Origin of the sequence: Paenarthrobacter sp. AMU7 (assembly GCF_041200195.1) — a bacterium.
In the GTDB taxonomy this organism is placed as follows: Bacteria; Actinomycetota; Actinomycetes; order Actinomycetales; family Micrococcaceae; genus Arthrobacter.
Genome location: NZ_CP165735.1, coordinates 2074547 through 2094780, shown reverse-complemented (window position 1 = coordinate 2094780; position 20234 = coordinate 2074547). Strand labels below are relative to the sequence as shown.

The following is a 20234-nucleotide window of genomic DNA, read 5'->3' as shown; positions in this document are numbered from 1 at the left end:
CATTTATTGGCGGCGCCCGGGACATCGTCCGACGTCACGACAGGCGTGTGGGCTTTTGTTGCGCCACACCTGCCCGGAAGCCCACTGTGGCTGCCTACGTAGGGTCCTCACCACGCGACAGGCTGTCCCAGCTGTCAATCTCGTCCACCGGTTCGTTGCTGCTCTTCAGGCCCCGTGCGCCGGCGTCGTACTTGGTCCGGGAGGTCCAATGACGTCCGGCCAGCGGCAAGGCAACAGCGCAAAGGGCCAGCAGGGCACCCGCCACAATGGCTGCCACCGGGAACGCCGTGGACGCAGCGTCAGCCTGTCCGCCGGACACGCCTGTTGCGGCAGCAATGGCACCTTGGGCGGCACCCAACGGGTCAAGCAGGACAGTGATTGCGGCAAGAATGATCCCGGCCGCCGACAGGACGATGAGGACCGCGATGATCCAGCGCGCGATTTTTCCGGCAATGGACGCTGCCAGTCCGCCGGCCAAGGCGACCACCGCAAGGGCAGTAACTGCCGTGGCTGCCTTGCTGCCTTGGACGTGGAGGTCGCTGTTGGACGCTCCGGTGGGATCCAGGCTGACCTCGATCCAGGTCTGCGTGGTGGCACCGAATACCGCCAGGGCAAGGATGGTGGTGGCGAGAACCACAGTGGATTTGCGTGCCCAGCGCGGCGGCTGCCTGACGGGAGATGCCGAGGGTGCCGTGCTCATGACGCGGAAGTCCCGTCGTCGTGGATGTCTGCAGTCCCTACCGTCTCAGCGGAAATGTTCTGCAGCGATCCCGCGGTGTGAACGGCCCGAAGGGGCGCAGCCGCTTTGTTCACCGTCTCCAGCGCTTCGGATGGCTTGTGCGAATCGGCCACGATTCCACCGCCGGCCTGGACATAGGCGCGGCCCTCACGGAGCAGGGCTGACCGGATGGCAATCGCCATGTCCATGTCACCGGCGAAGTCCAGGTAACCCACCACACCGCCATAGATGCCACGCCGGTGGGGTTCCAGTTCGTCCAGCAGTCGCAGCGCGCGGGGCTTGGGAGCGCCGGACAGCGTGCCCGCCGGGAACGTCGCTTTGAGGACGTCGTAGGCCTTGGCCTGGGGAGCGAGCTCCCCCACCACGGTGGACACCAGGTGCATGATGTGGCTGAACCGCTCCACTTCCATGAACTGCGTGACGTCCACCGTTCCTGCCACACAGACCTTTGACAGATCGTTGCGCGACAGGTCCACCAACATCAGGTGCTCGGCCCGCTCCTTCTGGTCGGCCAGCAGTTCTGTCGCCAGTGCTTTGTCCGCCTCAACGGTCTTCCCACGGGGGCGCGAACCGGCGATGGGGTGGGTGATGACTTCCTGGCCGGTCACAGTCACAAGCGCTTCCGGTGACGAGCCCACAATCGAGTACCCGCGGCCGTCCGCATCCTCCAGGCTGAAGAGATACATGTACGGGCTCGGGTTGGTATTGCGCAGGACGCGGTAAACATCCAGGGGATCCGCAGCGCATTCCATCTCGAAGCGCCGGGAAATCACCACTTGGAAAACCTCGCCGTCAACAATGGCTTCCTTGCCGCGGTCGATCGCCTCAAGGTACTTGGCTTCATCCCACCGCTCCTGGACGCTGGAAGCAAAGTCCAGGGCAGCGGTTTCCAGCACAGAGACCGGCTGGGCCACGGGGGTGCTGATCTGGTCCAGCAAACCCTTCACCCGGGCGACGGCGTCGTGCCAGGCGTCGTCCACGCGCTCGGAGCTGTCGTCGAAGTTGATGGCGTTGGCAATCAGGAGGACGGTGCCGTCCACATTGTCATGAACAGCCATGTCGGTGACCAGGTTGAGGGCCATCTCAGGCAGGTGCAGGTCGTCTTCGGGCGGAGACGTCAGCCGCTCCCAGTGACGGACGGCTTCCCACCCGAGGAAGCCCACCAAACCGGACGTGAACGGCGGCAATCCATCAAAGCGGTCTGTTTGGAGTGCCTCGATGGTGTCCCGCACCGCGTCAACAGGGTTACCCGAGACGGGAACCCCCACGGGCGGCTCACCAATCCAGTGGGCCTGTCCGTCCTTGGTGGTCAGCGTGGCACGGGACTTGGATCCGATGAAGGAGTAACGCGACCACGCGCCGCCAACTGCCGCGGACTCCAAGAGGAATGTTCCGGGTTGGCCCTTGGCCAGCTTTCGGTACAAGCCGATAGGAGTCTCGGCGTCTGCCAGGACCTTGAGTCGGACAGGGATGACACGGCTGTGGACGGCGAGTTCGCGGAACTCTTCCAGGCCCGGGCTGATGATTCCAAGGTCCTGCATGGCTATGTTCTCCGCCTTTTGTCTGAGGTGGTGCGTCAGTGGAAAGTAGTGGGTGCCTTAGTCGCGGTGGCCCGTAACAACTGTGAAGTCGCGACCATCGAAGCAGGTCCGGGTACCGGTGTGGCAGGCTGCGCCGATCTGGTCCACGCGGATCAGGAGGGCATCGCCGTCGCAGTCAAGGGCGACAGACTTCACGAACTGTACGTGTCCGGAGGTGTCGCCCTTGCGCCAGTACTCCTGGCGGGAGCGCGAGTAGAACGTCACACGTCCCGTGGTCATGGTGCGGTGGAGAGCCTCGTCATCCATCCAACCAAGCATGAGGACCTCGTTGGTGTCATGCTGCTGCACGATAGCGGCAACGAGTCCGGATGAATCACGCTTGAGGGCGCTGGCGATCTCCTGCGGCAAGGGGCCTGCGGGGTCACTGAAGGGCTCCACGGCGGGAGAGTGGCTGGGGGCGGACTGCTCTGACATCAGATCAAGTCTAGTGCCTTTGGCGGGAGCCGGATTCTGCGGCGGTTCCACTGCGCATGAGGGCTCCGATCGTGCTAGTTTCACAAGTGATGCATTTCGTCGATCCTTCCCGAGAAGTACTGGCCGAAACCCTGCTGGCGGCCGGACCTGACTCCCCCACGCTCTGCGAAGGGTGGCAGACGCGGGATCTTGCTGCTCATTTGTATCTGCGCGAACGGAAGATTGCAGTGGGTTTGGGCCTTCTGATTCCCAGCCTGGGCAAGGCCTCGGAAAAGGCCACTTCCAAACTTGCAGCCAAGCTCAAGAGCCCTGACGCCTACGCGGACCTCATCAAAACTTTCCGCGCCGGCCCACCGGCCCTCTCCCCCTTGAAGATCAAAGCCCTGGATGAGACGTCCAACCTCATTGAGTATTTCGTTCACACTGAGGACGTCCGCCGCGCGGGCGACCGTTGGGCCCCCCGCGCACTCGACGAAGCATATTCGGATGCCCTGTGGGACGACCTCATCAAGCGGGCTGCCTTCCTGTACCGCGGCGTAGACCTCGGCATCGTCCTTGTACGTCCCACCGGGCCGCGGCATGTCGCCAAGCGCGCCCCCGTTTCCGTCGCCATTGTTGGCGAACCGGGCGAATTGCTCATGCATGCGCACGGCCGCACCAGCCAGGCTTTGGTCACCTTCGAAGGCCAGCCGGACGCCGTCGCGTTGTTGCAGTCCGCCGATATCGGCCTCTAAACAAACCAAGGGAGGGTCACTGCGTGGTGACCCTCCCTTGCTTTTAATCATTGCCGATCAACGGACTTCGAAGCCGGCCTCCCGGATGGCGGCCTTGACCTGGGCGATCATGTCGTCCGGACCAAAGTGGAACACCGAAGCGGCCAGTACGGCATCAGCTCCTGCTTCTACGGCGGGCGGGAAGTGGGCCGGTTCCCCGGCGCCGCCCGAGGCAATGATCGGAATGTTCACTGCAGCGCGGACCAAGCGGATCAATTCAAGGTCGAAGCCGTCCTTCGTACCGTCGGCGTCGATCGAGTTGAGCAGGATTTCGCCCACGCCCCGGTCCGCTGCTTCCTTGGCCCAGGCGATGGCGTCGATTCCGGTTCCGGTGCGGCCGCCATGCGTGGTCACTTCAAAACCGGACGACGTCGGGACGTCACCTTCGCGGGTACGGCGCGCATCCACTGAGAGCACCAGGACCTGCGAGCCGAAGTGACGGGTGATTTCGTCAATGACCTCCGGACGGGCAACAGCGGCGGTATTGATGGACGCCTTGTCCGCACCGAAGCGCAGGAGCTTGTCCACCTCTGCCACGCCACGGACACCACCACCCACGGTGAGGGGAATGAAGACTTCCTCAGCCGTGCGGCGAACGACGTCGAACGTGGTTTCGCGGTTGCCGGATGAGGCAGTGACGTCCAGGAACGTCAGTTCATCGGCCCCGCCATTGTCGTAACGGTGCGCAAGTTCCACCGGATCACCGGCGTCGCGGAGGCCTTCAAAGTTGACGCCTTTGACGACGCGGCCTGCGTCGACATCAAGGCAGGGTATGACGCGGACGGCTACAGCCATGTGCTGCTCCTCAGTTCTGCTGGGCTCTACTCGATCACTGCGTGGGTTAGATGCGGCAGGCGTGGATGCTGCTGACCAGGATGGCGCGCGCACCGAGGTCGTAGAGCTCGTCCATGATGCGGTTGGTTTCTTTTTTGGGAACCATTGACCGCACGGCAACCCATTCCGAATCACGCAGGGGCGACACGGTGGGCGATTCAAGGCCGGGAGTCAGCGCAGCGGCGTCTTCCACCAGGTCCTTGCGGATGTCGTAGTCCATCAGCACGTACTGGCGGGCCACCAGGACGCCCTGGAGCCGGCGGATGAGGATCTCGATTTCCTTGGCTGTACCGTTGGCTGCTCCACCTGAACCGGAGCGGCGGATGAGCACGGCCTCGGACTTCAGGATGGGATCGCCAAAGATCTCCATGCCGGCAGCCTTGAGGGTGTTTCCGGTTTCGACGACGTCGGCAATGGCGTCCGCCACGCCGAGGCGTACGGAGGACTCCACAGCACCATCGAGGCGGACCACTGTGGCGTTCACGCCGCGCCCGGCGAGATAGTCGCGCAGGAGGCCGTCATAGCTGGTGGCCAGGCGCTTCCCTTCAAGCTGTTCGACGCCGGCGAAGTCACCTACAGGACCGGCAAACCGGAAGGTTGACGGCGCAAAGCCCAGGGGAAGAATTTCCTCGGCTTCGACCTTCGCATCGAGCAGGAGGTCCCTGCCGGTGATGCCGACATCCAGCGTTCCCTGGCCCACGTAAACAGCGATGTCACGGGGACGGAGGAAGAAGAACTCAATGTCGTTGTCGGGGTCCACCATGACCAGCTCGCGGGTATCGCGACGTTGGCGGTAACCGGCCTCGGACAACATGGCCGAGGCGGCTTCGGACAGGGATCCCTTATTGGGGACTGCTACACGGAGCATGGGGAGACTTTCTTGTTGGAAGGGAGTTTTCAGGCACCTTGGCCACGCAGGGGCTCCGCTACAGGCGAGCGGAGTGGCGTGGCTAGAGATGCTTGTAAACGTCCTCCAGAGTGAGGCCCTTGGCGAGCATGAGGACCTGCAGGTGGTAGAGCAGCTGGGAGATTTCCTCAGCGGCGGCTTCGTCCGATTCGTACTCCGCGGCCATCCAGACTTCGGCGGCCTCTTCGACCACCTTCTTGCCGATGCCGTGGATTCCGGAGTCCAGTTCGGCAACCGTGCGCGAGCCTGCCGGGCGGGTCGCTGCTTTCTCACTCAGTTCTGCGAACAGCGTCTCGAAATTCTTCACGCCCTCCAGACTACTTGCTCCGGGGCGGACACCGCTTGTTGGGGCGTTGCATGACGAAGGGGATGTGAGTGAAGACACACCCACATCCCCTTGAGCGCCCGCAGGCAAGGGCTTTAGCTGAACTGCTTCAACGTCACTGCCGTGGCGAGGGCTGCGGTGACAGCTTCGCGGCCTTTATCTTCTTTGGAACCGGGCAGGCCTGCGCGGTCCAGGCCCTGCTGCTCGGTGTCACAGGTGAGGACACCGAAGCCCACCGGCACGCCGGTGCGGACACTGACATCGGTGAGTCCGGATGTCGCGGCCTGGCATACGTAGTCAAAGTGCGGTGTCCCGCCGCGGATGACCACGCCAACTGCCACCACTGCGTCAAAGTGCGGTGCGAGCCTGGCGGCGGCGACAGGAAGCTCAAAGCTGCCCGGAACCCGCAGGAGTGTGGGCTCGGCGATCCCGGCTTCCTTGGCGGCGCGAAGTGCGCCATCCACCAGCCCGTCCATGATCTGTGTGTGCCAGCTTGCTGCCACAATGGCCAGCTTGAGCTGCGAGGTTTCCTCAGGGTTAAGGGTGGTGAGGTCGATAGTGGGGGCGCCGTGTCCGCTCATGGTGTGGTGTGGATCCGTTCAGTCTTGGTTGTTGTCAAAGGTGTGGTTCGAAGGCGTCTTGCCATTGCTGACGGGCTCGACATCGAGCGTCAGCCGGTGGTCCATCCGGTCCTTCTTGGTTTGCAGGTAGCGCAGGTTCTGTTCGCGTGAAGGCACCTCGGTGGGGACCATTTCCACCACAGTCACTCCGGCCTTGTCGAGCCGGTGCTGTTTGTCGGGATTATTGCTCAGAAGCCGGACTTCATGAAGTCCCATCTCGGCGAGGATCTGTCCTGCCGCGCTGTACGAACGTGCATCAACCGGCAAGCCCAGCTGCTCATTGGCTTCCACTGTGTCGAAACCGGCTTCCTGCAAGGCGTAGGCCTTGATCTTGTTGGCCAGCCCGATGCCGCGGCCCTCCTGGCCGCGCAGGTAGAGCAGCGTTCCGCCTTCGGCGTGGATGAGTTCCAAGGCAAAAGCCAGCTGTTCTCCGCAGTCGCAGCGGTATGAACCGAAAACATCGCCGGTCAGGCACTCGGAGTGCAGCCGTACCAGCGGCGCACGGCCATCCTTCGGCGGATTGGGCGAACTGACGGCGAGGTGTTCAACGCCGGTCACGTGGTCCGTCCAGGCCTGAGCCACAAAGTCGCCGAAAGCCGTGGGCAACTGCACGATCGGGCCACCGCTGACGGGGTGGGGCGCAGGGCCGGTGTGGTCACTGCTGCGCGTGGTCGATGCGGTCATCGCTTCTCCTCGTCCTCCTGTGAAATGGGTGCCGTCTGGGACTCTACCGCCTCAACATACGACACCAGGTCCTCTATGGAGATGAGGGGGCATCCATGGTCGGCGGCGAAGTCGCGCAGGCTGTCCAAGCGCATCATTTCACCATCATCATGTACCAACTCTGCGATCACACCCACCGGGGCCAACCCGGCAAGACGACACAGGTCTACGGCAGCTTCCGTGTGACCCGGACGTTCACGCACTCCCCCTTTAACCGCACGCAACGGGAAAATATGCCCGGGACGGGTTATTGAGGCCGGGGTGCTGCCCGGATCTGCCAGAATACGGGCCGTCAGGGCCCGGTCCGTAGCCGATATACCTGTACTGACGCCGATCGCTGCGTCGCAGGAAACGGTGTATGCGGTCCCCTTGGCGTCCTCGTTGATCTCCACCATGGGAGGCAGCACCAGTGCATCCGCACGTTCGCCGTCCAACGGGACGCAGATGACGCCGGATGAATACCGGATGGTCCATCCCATGAGTGCGGGCGTGGCATGCTGGGCCGCGAAAATAATGTCACCTTCGTTCTCACGGTCCTCGTTGTCCACCACGATCACTGCCCGGCCCGCGGCCATCGCCTCAATGGCCGTTTCCACGGGATCCAGTGCTATACGGGGAGTTCCGGCCGGTGAGGTGTTTGCAGGGGCGCTCATCGTGTGCTCCCTGCCTGCGGCGCGAAGGACAGGAGGCGTTCGGTGTACTTGGCCAGCACGTCGACTTCCAGGTTGACGCGGCCACCCACTGGCTTGGCTCCCAGCCCGGTTTCTTCCAGAGTTGTGGGGATCAGCCCTACCTCAAACCACGGCGCCGGTTCGGCAGCAGCGCTGACGGCGGTCACTGTCAGCGAGACACCGTCGACGGCGATCGAACCTTTCTCCGCGATGTAGCGTGCCAACGGGGCCGGGACACCAAACCGCAGCCGGTCCCAGTTGCCCAGGGCCTCGCGTTCCAGCAGCTCACCCACACCGTCCACGTGCCCCTGCACCACGTGGCCGTCCAGCCGTCCCCCCGCTGGAACACAGCGTTCAAGGTTCACGGTGTCCCCCGGGGCCAACCCGCCGATGGTGGTCCGGACGAGGGTTTCACCCATGACATCAACGCTGAAGTCCTGCCCGTCAATTTGTGTGGCGGTCAGGCACACTCCGTTGACGGCGATGGAACCACCCAAGGCCAAGCCATCGGTGGTGGTGGGTGCTTTCAGCCGCAGCGTGGCGCTGGCGTCGCCGTCATGCTCAATGCCCAGCACGGTGCCTTGTTCTGCAACGATTCCCGTAAACATCAGTGTCCTCCTGTGACATGTTCCGCAGCTTCACCGCGCGGAACCAAACTCTTGTGTGGAACCAAATTCTTGATATTGACGGCGGCGCCGCTGGGCGACCGCAGGTGCAACCGAAGGTCGTTGCCGAGCATCCGGACCGCTCCGCCACCGGCGTCGTCCCAGGACCAGTGCTGGGCGTCCGCCAGCGTGGTGATTCCGAGGTCGTGCAGGGCGGGAGTTCCGGATCCCAGCAACGTCGGAGCCATGTAGACGATCAGCTCGTCCACGAGATGCGCGCCAAGGAATGTGCTCAGGATGGACGAGCCGCCTTCCACCATGACGTGCCTGACTCCCTGGTCGAACAGCATGCCCAAAGCCTCTGCCGGATCCCGTGTTGGCAGGTGCACAAAGCGCCCGTCGGTCCCCCGGACTGCCGCATCCTCAGGGACCTCCCGTAAACCCATTACGGCGCGGACCGGCTGCCGGTTGGAGAGTTCTCCCTCCGCGTCCCTCGCAGTCAGCCTGGGGTTGTCGATCAGGACCGTCCCCGTGCCCACCAGGATGGCGTCGATGAGTCCCCGCAGCCCATGGTTGTCAGCGAGCGACTCCGGACTGGAAATCCATTGACTAGTGCCGTCCTCGGCCGCAATGCGGCTGTCCAACGTCTGGGCGATGTGCAAGGTGACGAAGGGGCGCTTGGCGGCAACGGCGTCGAACCAATCGCGGTTGAGGTCGAACGCCCGCTCCAGGGCCAGCCCGGACCGGACCTCCACGCCGGCCGAACGGAGCGTACGGGCACCGCCCGCAGCGGGGTCGTGGGGATCGTCGACGGCGTAAATCACCTTTGAGATTCCCGCCGCCATGATTGCCTGCGCACAGGGTCCCGTGCGGCCCACATGGTTGCACGGTTCCAGGGTCACCACCATGGTTGTTCCCACGGTGTCGATGCCTTGCTTGCGGGCTTCGGAGATCGCGTCTGCTTCGGCATGGGCCGTGCCGGCACCCCGATGGTATCCCGTCGCCAATTGCTGGCCCTCGGGACTGAGGATGACTGCCCCAACCAACGGGTTGGCTCCGCGGGGACCGGCAAGGGCTGCGGCGAGTGCGGCATCCATGGCCGCGCGCTCCGCCGGAGTGTAGAGGGCTGTATCGGCCGTCATCGTGCAACTCCCGCCGGTTGTGCAAGGTCCGGTGTGCCGGCATCACGACCGGTACGTTCGCGCTTTTCGGCCCGCCACCAGACGAAAAATCCGGTGAGGGTGAAGAAGCCGTAGAACAGGTACATGACCGCGCTGGCGTAGTAGCCGGCGCTGAACAGCAACGGCACACCTACAATGTCCACGGCAACCCAGATCAGCCAGAACTCAGTCCATCCACGGGCCATTCCGTACGTCGCCAGAAGTGACCCCATGAAGGTCCAGGCGTCGGCCCAGACCGGCGGGTAGGAACCGAGGGCATCAAACAAGGGCGTCAGCGCTGCCGTGCCGGCCGCCATGGCGCCAACCAGAGCGATGCGGACCTTGTTGCTGGCCCAGCCAGGCACAATGGCGCGCCCTTGGCTGCTCGATTGACGGCCTTGCTGCCACCGGTACCAGCCGTAAATGGCGACGGCGATGAACATCACCTGCCGTGCCGCCTGCCCCCACAGGGTAGCCGGCGCAGCTGCACCAAAGACGTTACCCAGAAAGACCGTGAGCAGGAGGATGTTGCCGATTATGCCGATCGGCCAAGCCCAGACTTTGCGGCGCATACCGCCGAGGGCGCTGAGGAGCCCAAAAATGTTTCCAAGCACTTCGCGTAAGACAAGAGCAGATCCTCCAACGGGGATCTGTGCTTCGAAGAGCCATCGCAGAAAGTCCATGCCGTTCCTTCCCAGTAAGCCGCGATGACTCCGGGGGTGTACGACAGCGCAATGCCGGGCGTCGCTAAAGGAACGCCCACGGCATGACTGTACGTGCTTCTCCCATCCAGACTTTAACTGTCGGTACCGGAATTTCACCAGTTCAACCGTCTGCCATCGAAGGTCCAATCACTTGGAATCCGATGGCTCGCGGGTCGCGGACTATAACCGCCGGTTCGGACTTACACCGACCCCGGAGCACGTATGTGTGTTGTTATTCTGCCACAACTACCAAGATGGCCGGGCTATTCCCAGCCATCTTCGTAACATGTGGTGACGGTCGTCAGGCGAACGTCGCCGTCACAGCCTGGCCTGCTGCACGGAGCCGATCGATCGCCGCTGCGGGATCCTGGTGCCCATAGACCGCCGAGCCTGCCACGAACACATTGGCACCGGCTTCTGCGGCCCTGATGATGGTTTCCTCAGTAATTCCCCCATCCACTTGGATGGCCACGCCGATGCCGGAGCCCTCTACCGCAGCCCGCGCACGTCGGATTTTGGGCAGGGTGATGTCCAGGAAGGACTGCCCACCAAATCCGGGCTCCACCGTCATGATCAACAGCATGTCCAATTCGCTGAGCATGTCCAGGTAGGGCTCAACCGGCGTAGCCGGACGAAGGGCCATTCCAGCTTTGGATCCCCGCGCACGCAGTTCGCGTGCCAGCTTGACGGGGGCCATGGCGGCTTCCACATGGAACGTCACCGAAGCAACGCCTGCGTCCGCGTAGGCAGGCGCCCAACGGTCGGCGTCGGAAATCATCAGGTGGGCGTCCAACGGTACCGGACTGACCGCCTGGATCCGCTGCACCACCGGCAGGCCCAGCGTCAGGTTGGGGACAAAGTGGTTGTCCATGACGTCGACGTGAACGGCATCGGCATTGCTGATCCGCTGCAGTTCCGCCTCAAGGTTGACGAAATCGGCAGACAGGATGCTCGGATTGATACAGCACTGAGACAAAGCAGCCCCTCTGGGTCGGTGGAAATGGAAAGCCGGGTTCCGGCAGTTACGGCTTTTTACGGATGATGGCCATGAACATGGCATCGGTCTGGTGGACGTGCGGCCACAACTGGGCTGTTTGTTCGTGCCCTGCGCCCAAGCGCCCGGTGAGGCTGACATCGTCAAGAGCCTGCCCGGCGTCGAGCAGTTCCAGGTCCTCACGCTTGGCCATGACGTCGCTGACAACCGCGGTGGTTTCGGCCGGGTGCGGCGAGCATGTCACATAGGCAACCACGCCGCCGGGCTTTACTGCATCAATTGCAGACTTCAAGAGGTCACGTTGCAACGGACCGAGGTCGCCAATGTCCTTGGGTGAGCGCCGCCACCGCGATTCGGGGCGCCTGCGCAACGCTCCCAGCCCGCTGCAGGGAACATCAACCAACACGCGGTCGAAAGCTTCCGCCTGCTCCGAACCAACGTCGCGTCCATCACCCGTCCGTACCGACCATGTGTCCTCCGGAACAGCCGACAGTGCCTGCTGAACGAGCTTCGCCCTGTGCGGCGCGGGCTCATTGGCCAACAACGTAGCGCCGTCCCTGTGCGCCAGGGCAGCCAGAAGAGCGGCCTTGCCTCCCGGACCTGCGCATAAGTCCAACCAGCGTTCACTTCCGGAGGAGGCGCCCAGGTCCACGCCGGCCAAGGCCCGGGCAACCAGCTGGGATCCGACATCCTGCACGCGGGTGGTTCCGCGACGAACTGTTTCCAGGCGGCCGAGGTCTCCACCGGCGGACAATGCCGAATCTTCGACCAGTTCGCCTGCCGTGGCCCCATTGTCGAAAGCCTCGTCCAGGCTTCCCAAACCCGGCAGCGCCACCAGATTGACCACGGGCGCGGCGTTGTCCGCCTCCAGCAGGTCATCAATTTCCGACTTCGGACGTCCGTGGTTGACAAGCGATTGGCGCAATGCGCGGACAATCCATTCAGGGTGGGCATGCCGGAGCGAGGCAATCCGGGTTTCATCGGTTTCGTCGGCCAGCAGGATGTCCAGCCACTCGCCCATGCTGTGGGCAGTGACCTTGCGCAGGACTGCGTTGATCAGGGCTGACGGACCTGCGCCGATGACGGCACGCGCCAAGCCAACGGTCTGGTCCAACGCTGCATGCGCAGGAACACGCATTGAGAGCAACTGATGGGCGCCAATCCGCAGGGCATCCAGGATTGCAGGGTCCAACTGCTCGAGGGGGCGGTCCACGCAGCGGGCGAGAATAGCGTCATAGGTGCCTTGACCGCGCAAAGCGCCGTAGCTCAGCTCCGTGGCGAAGCCGGCATCCCGGCGATCCAAGCGGTGTTCCCGGATGCGGGCTGGGAGCACCAGGTTGGCGTAGGCATCCTCGGAAGCAACAGCACGGAGCACTTCGAAGGCCACAAGGCGGGCCGGGTCAGCGCGGCGGGTGCGCTGCGAGGGAGCATTGTTCGTGAAGCCCCGCTGAGGGCCACGGTTTCGCTCCCTGCCTTGGGCGTCACGCCGGCTTTCGCCACGTGCTCCCCGGTTGCCTTGTCCGGCGCCGTCCCGGTTCCCGCTGTTGTTGGGGCCTCGCCGGCCGGACTCACTCATTCGAATACCACTCTCTCGGGTGCTGCCAAGCCGCGGGCCCAGTCAGCCGACGACATCATTTTCTTACCTGCCGGCTGGATCCTGCCGAGCTCAACGGCGTGGGATCCGGTACCCACCAGAACAGACTTGCCCTCCACCCTGATGGTGCCCGGAGCCAGGTCCTTAATCTCAGGACGGAGTGCCAGTGGTTCAAGTTTGATTCGCTGGCCTTCCAGCGTTGTCCATGCCCCCGGCTCAGGTGTCACACCACGAGCCCGGCGGCTGACGGCAAGGGCCGGCAGCTGCCAGTCAAGGCGGCCGTCCTCCAGCATCAATTTGGGAGCGAGGGAGACTTCTCCGGTTTGGGGTTGCGGGGCAGCCTGACCGGCGTCGATCGCGGAAAGCGTCTGGCTGAGAAGCACGGCTCCGCTGATGGAGAGGCGCTCGAGGAGGTCCCCGGAGGTGTCATCCGGCCGCACAGCTTCAGTGAGGGTACCGAACACGGGGCCGGTATCGAGGCCTTCTTCGAGCTGGAACGTCACGGCACCAGTGATTTCGTCCCCCGCGATGATTGATCGCTGGACGGGGGCAGCGCCCCGCCAAGCAGGGAGGAGCGAGAAATGCAGATTGACCCACCCATGCCTCGGAACTCCCAAGGCTGCCTTCGGAACAATTCCACCGTAGGCAACAATGGCAGCGACATCCGGGGCGAAGTCCGAGATCCGGGCGGTGGTTTCCGCATCGACCTTGGCCGCGCGGATGACGTCGATACCCAGTTCCATCGCCCGCGCTGCGACGGGCGAAGGTGTCAGTACACGCTTCCTGCCTACCGGCGCGTCCGGGCGCGTCAGGACCGCGACGACGTCGAATCCCGCCTTAACCAGAGCGTCCAACGATGGGACGGCCACGGCGGGGGTTCCTGCGAAAAGGACCCTCACTCGGGTGCCCCGAAACTGCCGCCACCAAAACTCGATCCCGCGCTGGCGGCGCGCTGGGACGTGGTCTTCTCCGTAATGGCGTGGTAGTTGGCGTTCCGGATGGCGCGGAGAGCTGCCTTGCGGTCATCCCCTTCCAACCTGTCCGTGTACAAGATGCCGTCAAGGTGGTCCGTTTCGTGCTGGAAACACCGGGCAAGCATGCCCTCTGCTTCCACCGAGACCGGGTTGCCGTTCATATCAACACCGGTGGCCCTGGTTGTCCGGAAACGGCGGACCGGGAAGCCCAGGCCGGGGATCGAGAGGCAACCCTCTACTTCGTCGGGCTGGAAGTCATCGCTGTTCTCCAGGACAGGGTTGATGATGTGGCCTTCCACTCCCCCAATGCGGTAGGTAAAAACACGCTGGCTGACGCCGATCTGAGGTGCAGCGAGGCCCGCACCTTCCACGTCCTCCATGGTTTCAGTCATGTCAGCTACCAGCTTGGCGAGCTCCGGACCGAAATCGGTGACAGGGTCCGCTACGGTGCGCAACACCGGATCCCCGATGATTCGGATACTCAAAATTGCCATGTGCTGTCAGTCCTCACTATCGTCAAACCCGGCTCCGGGTGTTGCGGAGCCTAAGCCAGTTTAGTTGAGGTCAATCACCGCTGGCGCTGTTTGCCGCTCCGGCGCCAACCGCTGCGAACACCGGCGGAGCAATGGGCAACAGCGCTTGTCCCGCAGCAGAGACGTCTGCCGACATTTCCCAGACGCGCCGAAGCGCGCAGAACTTCCACCAATGGTGCTTGAGGATTTCCGGGTTGGCCCGCATCGGCCGGACTTCGGTCTCTCCGATGGCTACAGCGAGCAGCATGGGGTTGTCTCCGTATTTCCATGGCTCCCATACTCCGGCAACGGGATCGACCAGGCTTTCCTCCGCCTTCATTCCGGCCGCGAGTTGCATGACCACTTTGTCATCCAGGGACTTGACCGTTCCATCCCGCGTAGTGCCTTTGGTCTTGTAGTCGATCAGGCAGATACGCCCATTGATCCGGGCTACAAGGTCAAGTGTCCCGGCGTAGCCCACAGTCTTGTTCCACACGGTGATCTCCGGGGCCAAGGGCTCCACCCGGTACAGCTCCCACCATTCATCGAAACGGGCGGCAAACGCCTCCTCACCACGGGCTGCGAGGTCGTCCCGGCATTCCTGCATGCGGTGTGGACGCCCCAGAGCACGTAAGGCAACCTGCTCGCAGTACGTGTGCACGCGGTCGCCTCGTGCTGCTGCCGCGTCCCTATACACCTCAGCAGCTTTGGCCGCCTTGTTAATCGCTTGGCGGGTTTTGGCCGGGCTGCCAAGAATCGCCGGAAGCTCCGGGTCCGCAGCGAGACTGCTCGCACCCATGTAGCTGAACCAACCGTCCAGCGAGTGGGCCTGTTGTCCGATCACCGTGGTGATGGAGGGAACCGAAAATTGCTCCGTGGTAGAGCGGGCATACATCCGGCCGTAGTCAGTAGCGTGGGCAAGCAGTGGAGCAGTCATATAAAGACTGTGTCATACAGGGCCGACAGAATTCTCCGGCGGGAAGATCATTGCGAGTTGCTCCGGCGGCAGCCGGGCCAGCTTCGCCGCAAGGATGGGAGCCGTCTCCGCCAGTTCCGAAGTGGACAGCCCAGGGTCAGGAGGGGTCCAGGGCACATCAGGTTCATCCTCAGCACGCATGTTGACAAAGTGCTCCGATGAAGCGTTTCGTGACGCGAAATACCCATCGGTGTTGGCGATTGCCGTGCAATTACTGCCCCGTCAAGCGCGACGCCGCCGTCAGCACCAAGGACTGGAGTGCTTACACCAGGCAAAAAGCGGACGTGGTGGCTGCGATCCTCAAAAGCGCAGGAGAACCCGACTAGCACTAACCAGCGTCCGGTATGGGATCCTTCATCGGCGCCTTGGCCTCGAACCGAATCCCCCATGTGAGAGAGGCAAAGATCAATGAAGATCGGCAACTTCGTTCCTGCGCGGGTTGAGCTGCAGGAATCCCAGGTTGGCCGCCGGCAGGTACTGATAAGCCTCGGGAGCGCAGTTCTCGTCGCCACGGTGAGTGCGTGCGCATTGTTGGAGCTCCCCGACGAGGTAGAGCCTTCTGACATTATTGGCGAGTGGACATCGAAGCCGAAGAACGGCCACACCACACTTTTGAAGCTCTGCGCTGACGGTATCTTTGAGTGGCCTGGTGTGACTGAGGGAACCTTCGGGGATGGGACCTCTTCAGAGAAGCTCGACTGGGAAAGGTTAGTGACCTATTCCGGCCAATGGTCGATCAAAAAGGACCTCGTCAGCAAAAAGTTCACGAACGTCAGGCTCCGGCCTGAGACATCACAGGACTTGGCAATCTTTCCCTTGTCTGTCTGGAAACGTGGCTCAGATCAGTTCCTCACCTATACGCTAGGCGATCCGGACGGGGGCGACAGGTTCGAATTCCATAACCGCTAAGCCCCGGTTCGGGAAGAACTCAACCGGCGCGGATGTAGCCTGCCTGTTCCACGGTGCGGACTAAATTCAGCGCCCTGATCACAGCTTTCGCTGAGCGTGGCGATGAACTTCATGGCATTGCAGCCGGAGCCACCGCTTACCTGATCAATCCCTTCCGCCCCGCCAACTACGTGAACTCGCGCTGCAACTGAGCCCTCAACAACTCACGCCCCCGGAACCATAAACAAGCCCTGAAAAGACAATTAGCAATCCAGTCGGCGCGCGCTGTCTTGCGGCACAGATATGGAAGGCTGCACGTATGGACAGGATGAACCGCACAGCGCTCCACCACGCAGCCCTGGAAAACGATGTTGCCGCCGTAGAGCAACTTCTTGCTGACGGCGCTTCTCCCGACGCCCAGGACAAAGCCGGATTCACGCCCCTACATTTTGCGGCGCAGGAATACTCAGTAAAAGCATCTGCCGCTTTGCTTGGTGCCGGCGCCACCGTTGATCTTCAAAACGGCTGGGGCAACACCGCGCTCTTTACAGCCGTCTTCAATTCAAACGGCCGTGGCGAACTGATCAAACTCCTGCGTTCGCACGGCGCTGATCCGCTCTGTGTCAACGGAAGCGGCCAGACGCCCGTGGGGCTGGCGCGGCTGATCGGCAATTACGACGTCGCGCAGTACTTCACCGACGTACCTGAGTAACCTGCGCTATCCAAGACTTATCCTGATGCCATGGATAGAGTGCTGCTCGATCAGGTGATCATGACGGACTACGGCCAGTTCGACCTCATCTGGGCTGACGAGGGCGGCTTCGACGGCATCTTTGAACGCTGCTTTGAGGGCCAGGTCAACGGCCTGGTCGGGGCTGCAGCTCCCAATGGGGTCTATATCAACCTCGGACGACGGTCTGGCGGTTCTGACATGTGCATCGTTCTCCTTGATAAGCGGCCAGCTACGGAACCCGATAGCGCATGGGAAGACATCGTAGAGGTATCCTTCGCACTCCCCCCAGGACACGATCTGCGTTGGGCCTCGTGGGCGGATGAGACGAAGGGGGAACTAGCTAACGTGCCGCCCGGGAGCTACCGGCTGCGGGTCAGTGCGAAGGGCCGCGACGAAGGCCATGATGGAGAATTCTCCGAAGAAGTCGTCGATCATTACCTGCTGGAGATGTGGCCAGCTACGCCGAAACCCGACGCCATCGTGCGCTCAAAGAGCCAGAGCGCCGAGTACTGGCACAAGACGTGGGGAAGCCGCCGCTAGGCGCAGCATCGCTTCAAGACTGTTCGTCTGGCCATCACTCCGGAAGTTCGCCGGCGGCGATCCGCTCTGCAGTGACCCTGTACGCCTCAGCGATGTAGCTTTCCACATCGGTGGCAGCAATGCGCCAGACGTTCCAGCGATGTGGTCGGGTTCAACGCAGTTCATCAGAACCTCGACAACGCAGCGATGACAACGGCTGTCGGGCACTCCATGGGTTCCCTCGGGGTCATGGAGGCGGCAAAAACCGGGCTGCCTGTCGATAACCTCGTTCTCGTCGGTGACGTTGGTGCCCCTGATAACGTGACTTCCGTGAACGATCTCCATCTGAACCCCGGAGGAACTGTTTACCGGGGAAGCTACGACTGGGACCACGTAGCCGAGGTCGGGCATGGAGTCGGCTGGCAGCGTAAAAGCACCGACGACTCCGGATTCGGCGCTGTCACCTTTGGCACGGACGGCACCACAGGACCGGATGGTGCCAAAGACCTGCCAACGAAAACCCACGACGGGCAAACCGGTGGCAAGGACGGCATCTACGGTTACTTCGACAAGTCAACAGAGTCTAGCTACAACCAGGCCAGGATCGCCCGCGGCTTGAATGACCAGCTCACGAATGCGAAACGATGACATCCACACGTAGCCGCCGATACTGGCATATGCTTCCCGCCGCGGCGATCCTTTTACTCACCCTTGCAGGGTGCGGGACAACGCCAAGCACCAACCCACCTACCAGCACCGCGGAGCAGCTCATGGACCCGGAAGAAGCCCGAACAGAGTACCTTGACCTCTTCAACAAGATTCAAGCTCTCGCCCCCGGCGACTGGACGAAAGTCACACCAGACAAAGCAGGGTGGGTCTGTGATCGTCCCCTCGGCACGGAAGGCACCCAGGTCTCCTTCGATACCAGTCGGAGTCCACTGAGCCGGGAAGAGATGGATGTTCTCCACGACAAGGTCAAGGCCTTGTTCGAGGCCACCGGGTTTAATCTCAGGCAGGAAATCGATGATGGCCCGAACTTTGCCCGACACACCGTGGTCCTCGGGCCCGACAAGTTCTCTATGGGCTTCGGTACCGGCAAGTACGGCATCACCCTCAGCGGGAACACCCGCTGCTTTGCCGACCCGGAAGGTAAATTTCGCTAGGAATCCCCAGGCGGACGATCAATTCACGAATGCGACACGATGACCACCATGTCTTCGCGAAGATTTCTCATCCAAGGCCTTGTCGTTGCCATCCTCACTGCCCTCACTGGCTGTGTAACAACGCCGAGCACCACCCCACCTACCAGCGCCGCGGAGCAGACTATGGGACCAGAACAAGCCCGCACGGAATACCTCAACATCTTCACACAAATTTGAAGCTCTCGCCCCGGGCGATTGGACGAAAATTTCACCCGATAAACCCGGTATGGCGTGCCCCCTCCCGGACGGGACCGAGGGCACTCGGTTCAATTACGACAGTACGCAGGGCGCGATCTCAGAAGATCAGGCTGAAGCGATACATAAGTCGGTAAAGGAAGTCTTTGAAAGCAATGGGCTAAGAGTTGTTCAAACCCAGCCTTCGGGGGCGAACCGAGACCAGACGACCACTGGCTTTGGCGATGGCAAGTTCTCCATGCAGCTTGGAACGAGCAGCTTGGGCACCACGCTCGGCGGCAACACTCGATGCGCTCGGGATCCCGAGGGCAAATTCCGGTAGCAAGCAGTGATCAGCAAAGTCCGTAGGTACTGGCCTGTCCTATCCACCAGCGCCGTCCTGCTGCTGCTCGTGTCCGGATGCGCCCCCGCGTCTCCGGGTAGGAGTGCTGTTACAGCCCCATCACCCTCTCAAACCGCAGCGAGCAACATGCTTCCCGATGACGGGAAGGGCGTCACCACGACCCCGGAAGCAGCCAGACCGGAGTTCTTCGGACTCCTCGATGAGATTCAGGCCTTGAAACCAGGAGACTGGGTGAACGAGGACATTCCGGCAGGTGGCTACTGCAACTTCCAGGGAAGGCTGCAGCAGCAGCCTCACAACGCTGGGAAACGGCAGACGCCCCACTGAAAGGGACGGCTCAACAGCCCCTTGAAGAGTTCCTTTCGGGAGAGTTGAACGACTACATTCGGCTCCAACTCCTCGCCGGGATAGAGCAGCTAAAGAGCGGAAGACGCTACTACGAGTACAACACCTTCAACATACTGCTCGACGCTGACAGGTCTACTGTGACCGTTGAGGACGAACCCGACGTGCATCGGGAAAGCACGCTGTCTTTCGCCGACTTTCAGGTGCTTCTCCGCTCATCCACTGGGCTACAACTCTAAATGCCAACAACGTGGCCGGAATCCCGGGCCCAGCGCGCCGTCCTCAGAAGTGAACGCAGCGAAGCCCCACTACTAGGCACCATTGAAGACCCGCACCTTCGGACTCAACCGGAACTAACGGACCACCCCTCTGTAAGAGGCATGCTGGTCGCATCGGTCGCGTGCTCTGCCCTGCTGGTTGATTGCCATTTATTGACACCAGGACAAGAGGGGGGAATGCGATCAACCGTGGCAATTACTGAAACCGAGACACCTTGGTGGTGGGACTGGGTAGTACTGGTGTGGTGTCCCCGTGGTACTTGGGACAGTAGGTAGCCATCATCCTGCCGAGCAGGATTCATGGACCTCGTTCGCGAGTCCCACGCAGGTACCACGGAGTGGAGGAAAATGCCTCAGAAACCCAAAAGCCCCCGGAATTCCGGGGGCTTCTCTTGGTGGGCGATACTGGGTTCGAACCAGTGACCTCTTCGGTGTGAACGAAGCGCGCTACCACTGCGCCAATCGCCCGGGTGCATAGAAAACACTAACCGACCACGGCCTGATTGCAAAACCGATCAGCGCCTTCATTGACAACCGAACTACAGCGGTGGAATTACATGGGTGAAACTCAGGGGATTCCGCGCAGATTCAAGGATCCAGCCACC

The 20234-nt window shown here is 62.2% G+C and carries 24 protein-coding genes, 1 tRNA gene and 1 riboswitch; of the genes, 7 read left to right on the top strand and 18 right to left on the bottom strand.

Translation table 11 applies throughout. The features are described from left to right. Positions 1–94: 94 nt before the first annotated feature. The 3 genes from ABQM86_RS09615 to hisI are packed head-to-tail and all read right to left on the bottom strand — an operon-like array spanning position 95 to position 2754. On the bottom strand, positions 95–700 hold the full coding sequence (locus ABQM86_RS09615) for a Trp biosynthesis-associated membrane protein (RefSeq protein ID WP_369746474.1): 606 nt from the start codon (positions 698–700) through the stop codon (positions 95–97). Next, on the bottom strand, positions 697–2280 hold the full coding sequence (locus ABQM86_RS09610) for an anthranilate synthase component I (RefSeq protein WP_369746473.1): 1584 nt from the start codon (positions 2278–2280) through the stop codon (positions 697–699). The genes ABQM86_RS09615 and ABQM86_RS09610 overlap by 4 nt, the downstream gene beginning before the upstream one ends. A gap of 57 nt (positions 2281–2337) precedes the next feature. Further along, a complete protein-coding gene (gene hisI, locus ABQM86_RS09605; RefSeq protein WP_369746472.1) occupies positions 2338–2754 on the bottom strand; it encodes a phosphoribosyl-AMP cyclohydrolase in 417 nt (138 codons plus the stop codon). 89 nt (positions 2755–2843) lie between these two features. Here hisI and ABQM86_RS09600 point away from each other — a divergent pair, with 89 nt between their 5' ends. After that, on the top strand, positions 2844–3488 hold the full coding sequence (locus tag ABQM86_RS09600) for a TIGR03085 family metal-binding protein (RefSeq protein ID WP_207597537.1): 645 nt from the start codon (positions 2844–2846) through the stop codon (positions 3486–3488). 57 nt (positions 3489–3545) lie between these two features. Here the strand turns inward: ABQM86_RS09600 and hisF are convergent, their stop codons facing one another. The 14 genes from hisF to ABQM86_RS09530 form a co-directional block, all read right to left on the bottom strand. Then, the gene (gene hisF, locus ABQM86_RS09595) at positions 3546–4322 is read right to left on the bottom strand and encodes an imidazole glycerol phosphate synthase subunit HisF (protein WP_089594622.1); all 777 of its coding nucleotides are present in this window, start codon (positions 4320–4322) and stop codon (positions 3546–3548) included. 46 nt (positions 4323–4368) lie between these two features. Further along, complete coding sequence (gene hisG / locus ABQM86_RS09590) at positions 4369–5229, bottom strand: ATP phosphoribosyltransferase (RefSeq protein WP_207597208.1); 861 nt, start codon at positions 5227–5229, stop codon at positions 4369–4371. An 82-nt stretch (positions 5230–5311) separates the two neighbouring features. After that, on the bottom strand, positions 5312–5575 hold the full coding sequence (locus tag ABQM86_RS09585; RefSeq protein WP_024820576.1) for a phosphoribosyl-ATP diphosphatase: 264 nt from the start codon (positions 5573–5575) through the stop codon (positions 5312–5314). 113 nt (positions 5576–5688) lie between these two features. Then, the gene (gene ribH / locus ABQM86_RS09580) at positions 5689–6174 is read right to left on the bottom strand and encodes a 6,7-dimethyl-8-ribityllumazine synthase (RefSeq protein WP_369746471.1); all 486 of its coding nucleotides are present in this window, start codon (positions 6172–6174) and stop codon (positions 5689–5691) included. Positions 6175–6192: 18 nt separating this feature from the next. Beyond that, on the bottom strand, positions 6193–6897 hold the full coding sequence (gene ribA / locus ABQM86_RS09575) for a GTP cyclohydrolase II (RefSeq protein WP_207597206.1): 705 nt from the start codon (positions 6895–6897) through the stop codon (positions 6193–6195). Beyond that, a complete protein-coding gene (gene ribB / locus ABQM86_RS09570) occupies positions 6894–7589 on the bottom strand; it encodes a 3,4-dihydroxy-2-butanone-4-phosphate synthase (RefSeq protein ID WP_369746470.1) in 696 nt (231 codons plus the stop codon). The genes ribA and ribB overlap by 4 nt, the downstream gene beginning before the upstream one ends. After that, positions 7586–8215: a riboflavin synthase gene (locus ABQM86_RS09565; RefSeq protein ID WP_369746469.1), complete on the bottom strand. Its 630-nt coding sequence runs from the start codon at positions 8213–8215 to the stop codon at positions 7586–7588. Before ABQM86_RS09565 ends, ribB begins: the two co-directional genes overlap by 4 nt. Next, a complete protein-coding gene (ribD, locus tag ABQM86_RS09560; RefSeq protein WP_369746468.1) occupies positions 8215–9354 on the bottom strand; it encodes a bifunctional diaminohydroxyphosphoribosylaminopyrimidine deaminase/5-amino-6-(5-phosphoribosylamino)uracil reductase RibD in 1140 nt (379 codons plus the stop codon). Before ribD ends, ABQM86_RS09565 begins: the two co-directional genes overlap by 1 nt. After that, positions 9351–10055 (bottom strand): nicotinamide riboside transporter PnuC, encoded by a 705-nt coding sequence (gene pnuC, locus ABQM86_RS09555; RefSeq protein WP_369746467.1) that lies wholly within the window; start codon positions 10053–10055, stop codon positions 9351–9353. Before pnuC ends, ribD begins: the two co-directional genes overlap by 4 nt. Before the next feature lie 89 nt (positions 10056–10144). Next, positions 10145–10300: riboswitch (FMN riboswitch) on the bottom strand. A gap of 77 nt (positions 10301–10377) precedes the next feature. Further along, on the bottom strand, positions 10378–11052 hold the full coding sequence (gene rpe, locus ABQM86_RS09550; protein ID WP_369746466.1) for a ribulose-phosphate 3-epimerase: 675 nt from the start codon (positions 11050–11052) through the stop codon (positions 10378–10380). A 46-nt stretch (positions 11053–11098) separates the two neighbouring features. Then, a complete protein-coding gene (locus tag ABQM86_RS09545; protein ID WP_369746465.1) occupies positions 11099–12646 on the bottom strand; it encodes an RsmB/NOP family class I SAM-dependent RNA methyltransferase in 1548 nt (515 codons plus the stop codon). Further along, complete coding sequence (gene fmt / locus ABQM86_RS09540) at positions 12643–13563, bottom strand: methionyl-tRNA formyltransferase (protein ID WP_369746464.1); 921 nt, start codon at positions 13561–13563, stop codon at positions 12643–12645. The genes ABQM86_RS09545 and fmt overlap by 4 nt, the downstream gene beginning before the upstream one ends. Next, positions 13560–14132, bottom strand: a complete 573-nt coding sequence (gene def / locus ABQM86_RS09535; RefSeq protein ID WP_369746463.1) for a peptide deformylase — start codon at positions 14130–14132, stop codon at positions 13560–13562. Before def ends, fmt begins: the two co-directional genes overlap by 4 nt. Positions 14133–14202: 70 nt before the next feature. Beyond that, positions 14203–15087, bottom strand: a complete 885-nt coding sequence (locus ABQM86_RS09530) for a cytochrome (protein ID WP_369746462.1) — start codon at positions 15085–15087, stop codon at positions 14203–14205. A gap of 447 nt (positions 15088–15534) precedes the next feature. Between ABQM86_RS09530 and ABQM86_RS09525 the strand changes: the two genes are divergently transcribed. From ABQM86_RS09525 to ABQM86_RS09500, 6 genes are all read left to right on the top strand, one after another. Continuing rightward, entirely contained in the window at positions 15535–16035 is a 501-nt protein-coding gene (locus ABQM86_RS09525; protein WP_369746461.1) for a hypothetical protein, read from the top strand. A gap of 53 nt (positions 16036–16088) precedes the next feature. Continuing rightward, positions 16089–16226 carry a hypothetical protein gene (locus ABQM86_RS09520; protein ID WP_369746460.1) on the top strand — a complete coding sequence of 46 codons (138 nt, stop codon included), beginning with the start codon at positions 16089–16091 and terminating at the stop codon, positions 16224–16226. Between the two features lie 107 nt (positions 16227–16333). Next, on the top strand, positions 16334–16726 hold the full coding sequence (locus ABQM86_RS09515; RefSeq protein WP_369746459.1) for an ankyrin repeat domain-containing protein: 393 nt from the start codon (positions 16334–16336) through the stop codon (positions 16724–16726). Positions 16727–16756: 30 nt separating this feature from the next. After that, the gene (locus ABQM86_RS09510; RefSeq protein WP_369746458.1) at positions 16757–17287 is read left to right on the top strand and encodes a hypothetical protein; all 531 of its coding nucleotides are present in this window, start codon (positions 16757–16759) and stop codon (positions 17285–17287) included. A gap of 141 nt (positions 17288–17428) precedes the next feature. Further along, positions 17429–17914 (top strand): alpha/beta hydrolase, encoded by a 486-nt coding sequence (locus ABQM86_RS09505; protein ID WP_369746457.1) that lies wholly within the window; start codon positions 17429–17431, stop codon positions 17912–17914. A gap of 122 nt (positions 17915–18036) precedes the next feature. Further along, on the top strand, positions 18037–18429 hold the full coding sequence (locus ABQM86_RS09500; protein WP_369746456.1) for a hypothetical protein: 393 nt from the start codon (positions 18037–18039) through the stop codon (positions 18427–18429). 1593 nt (positions 18430–20022) lie between these two features. On the opposite strand, the gene ABQM86_RS09495 is transcribed toward ABQM86_RS09500, so the two are convergent. Beyond that, positions 20023–20097: transfer RNA gene (locus ABQM86_RS09495), tRNA-Val, on the bottom strand. Positions 20098–20234 lie beyond the last annotated feature (137 nt).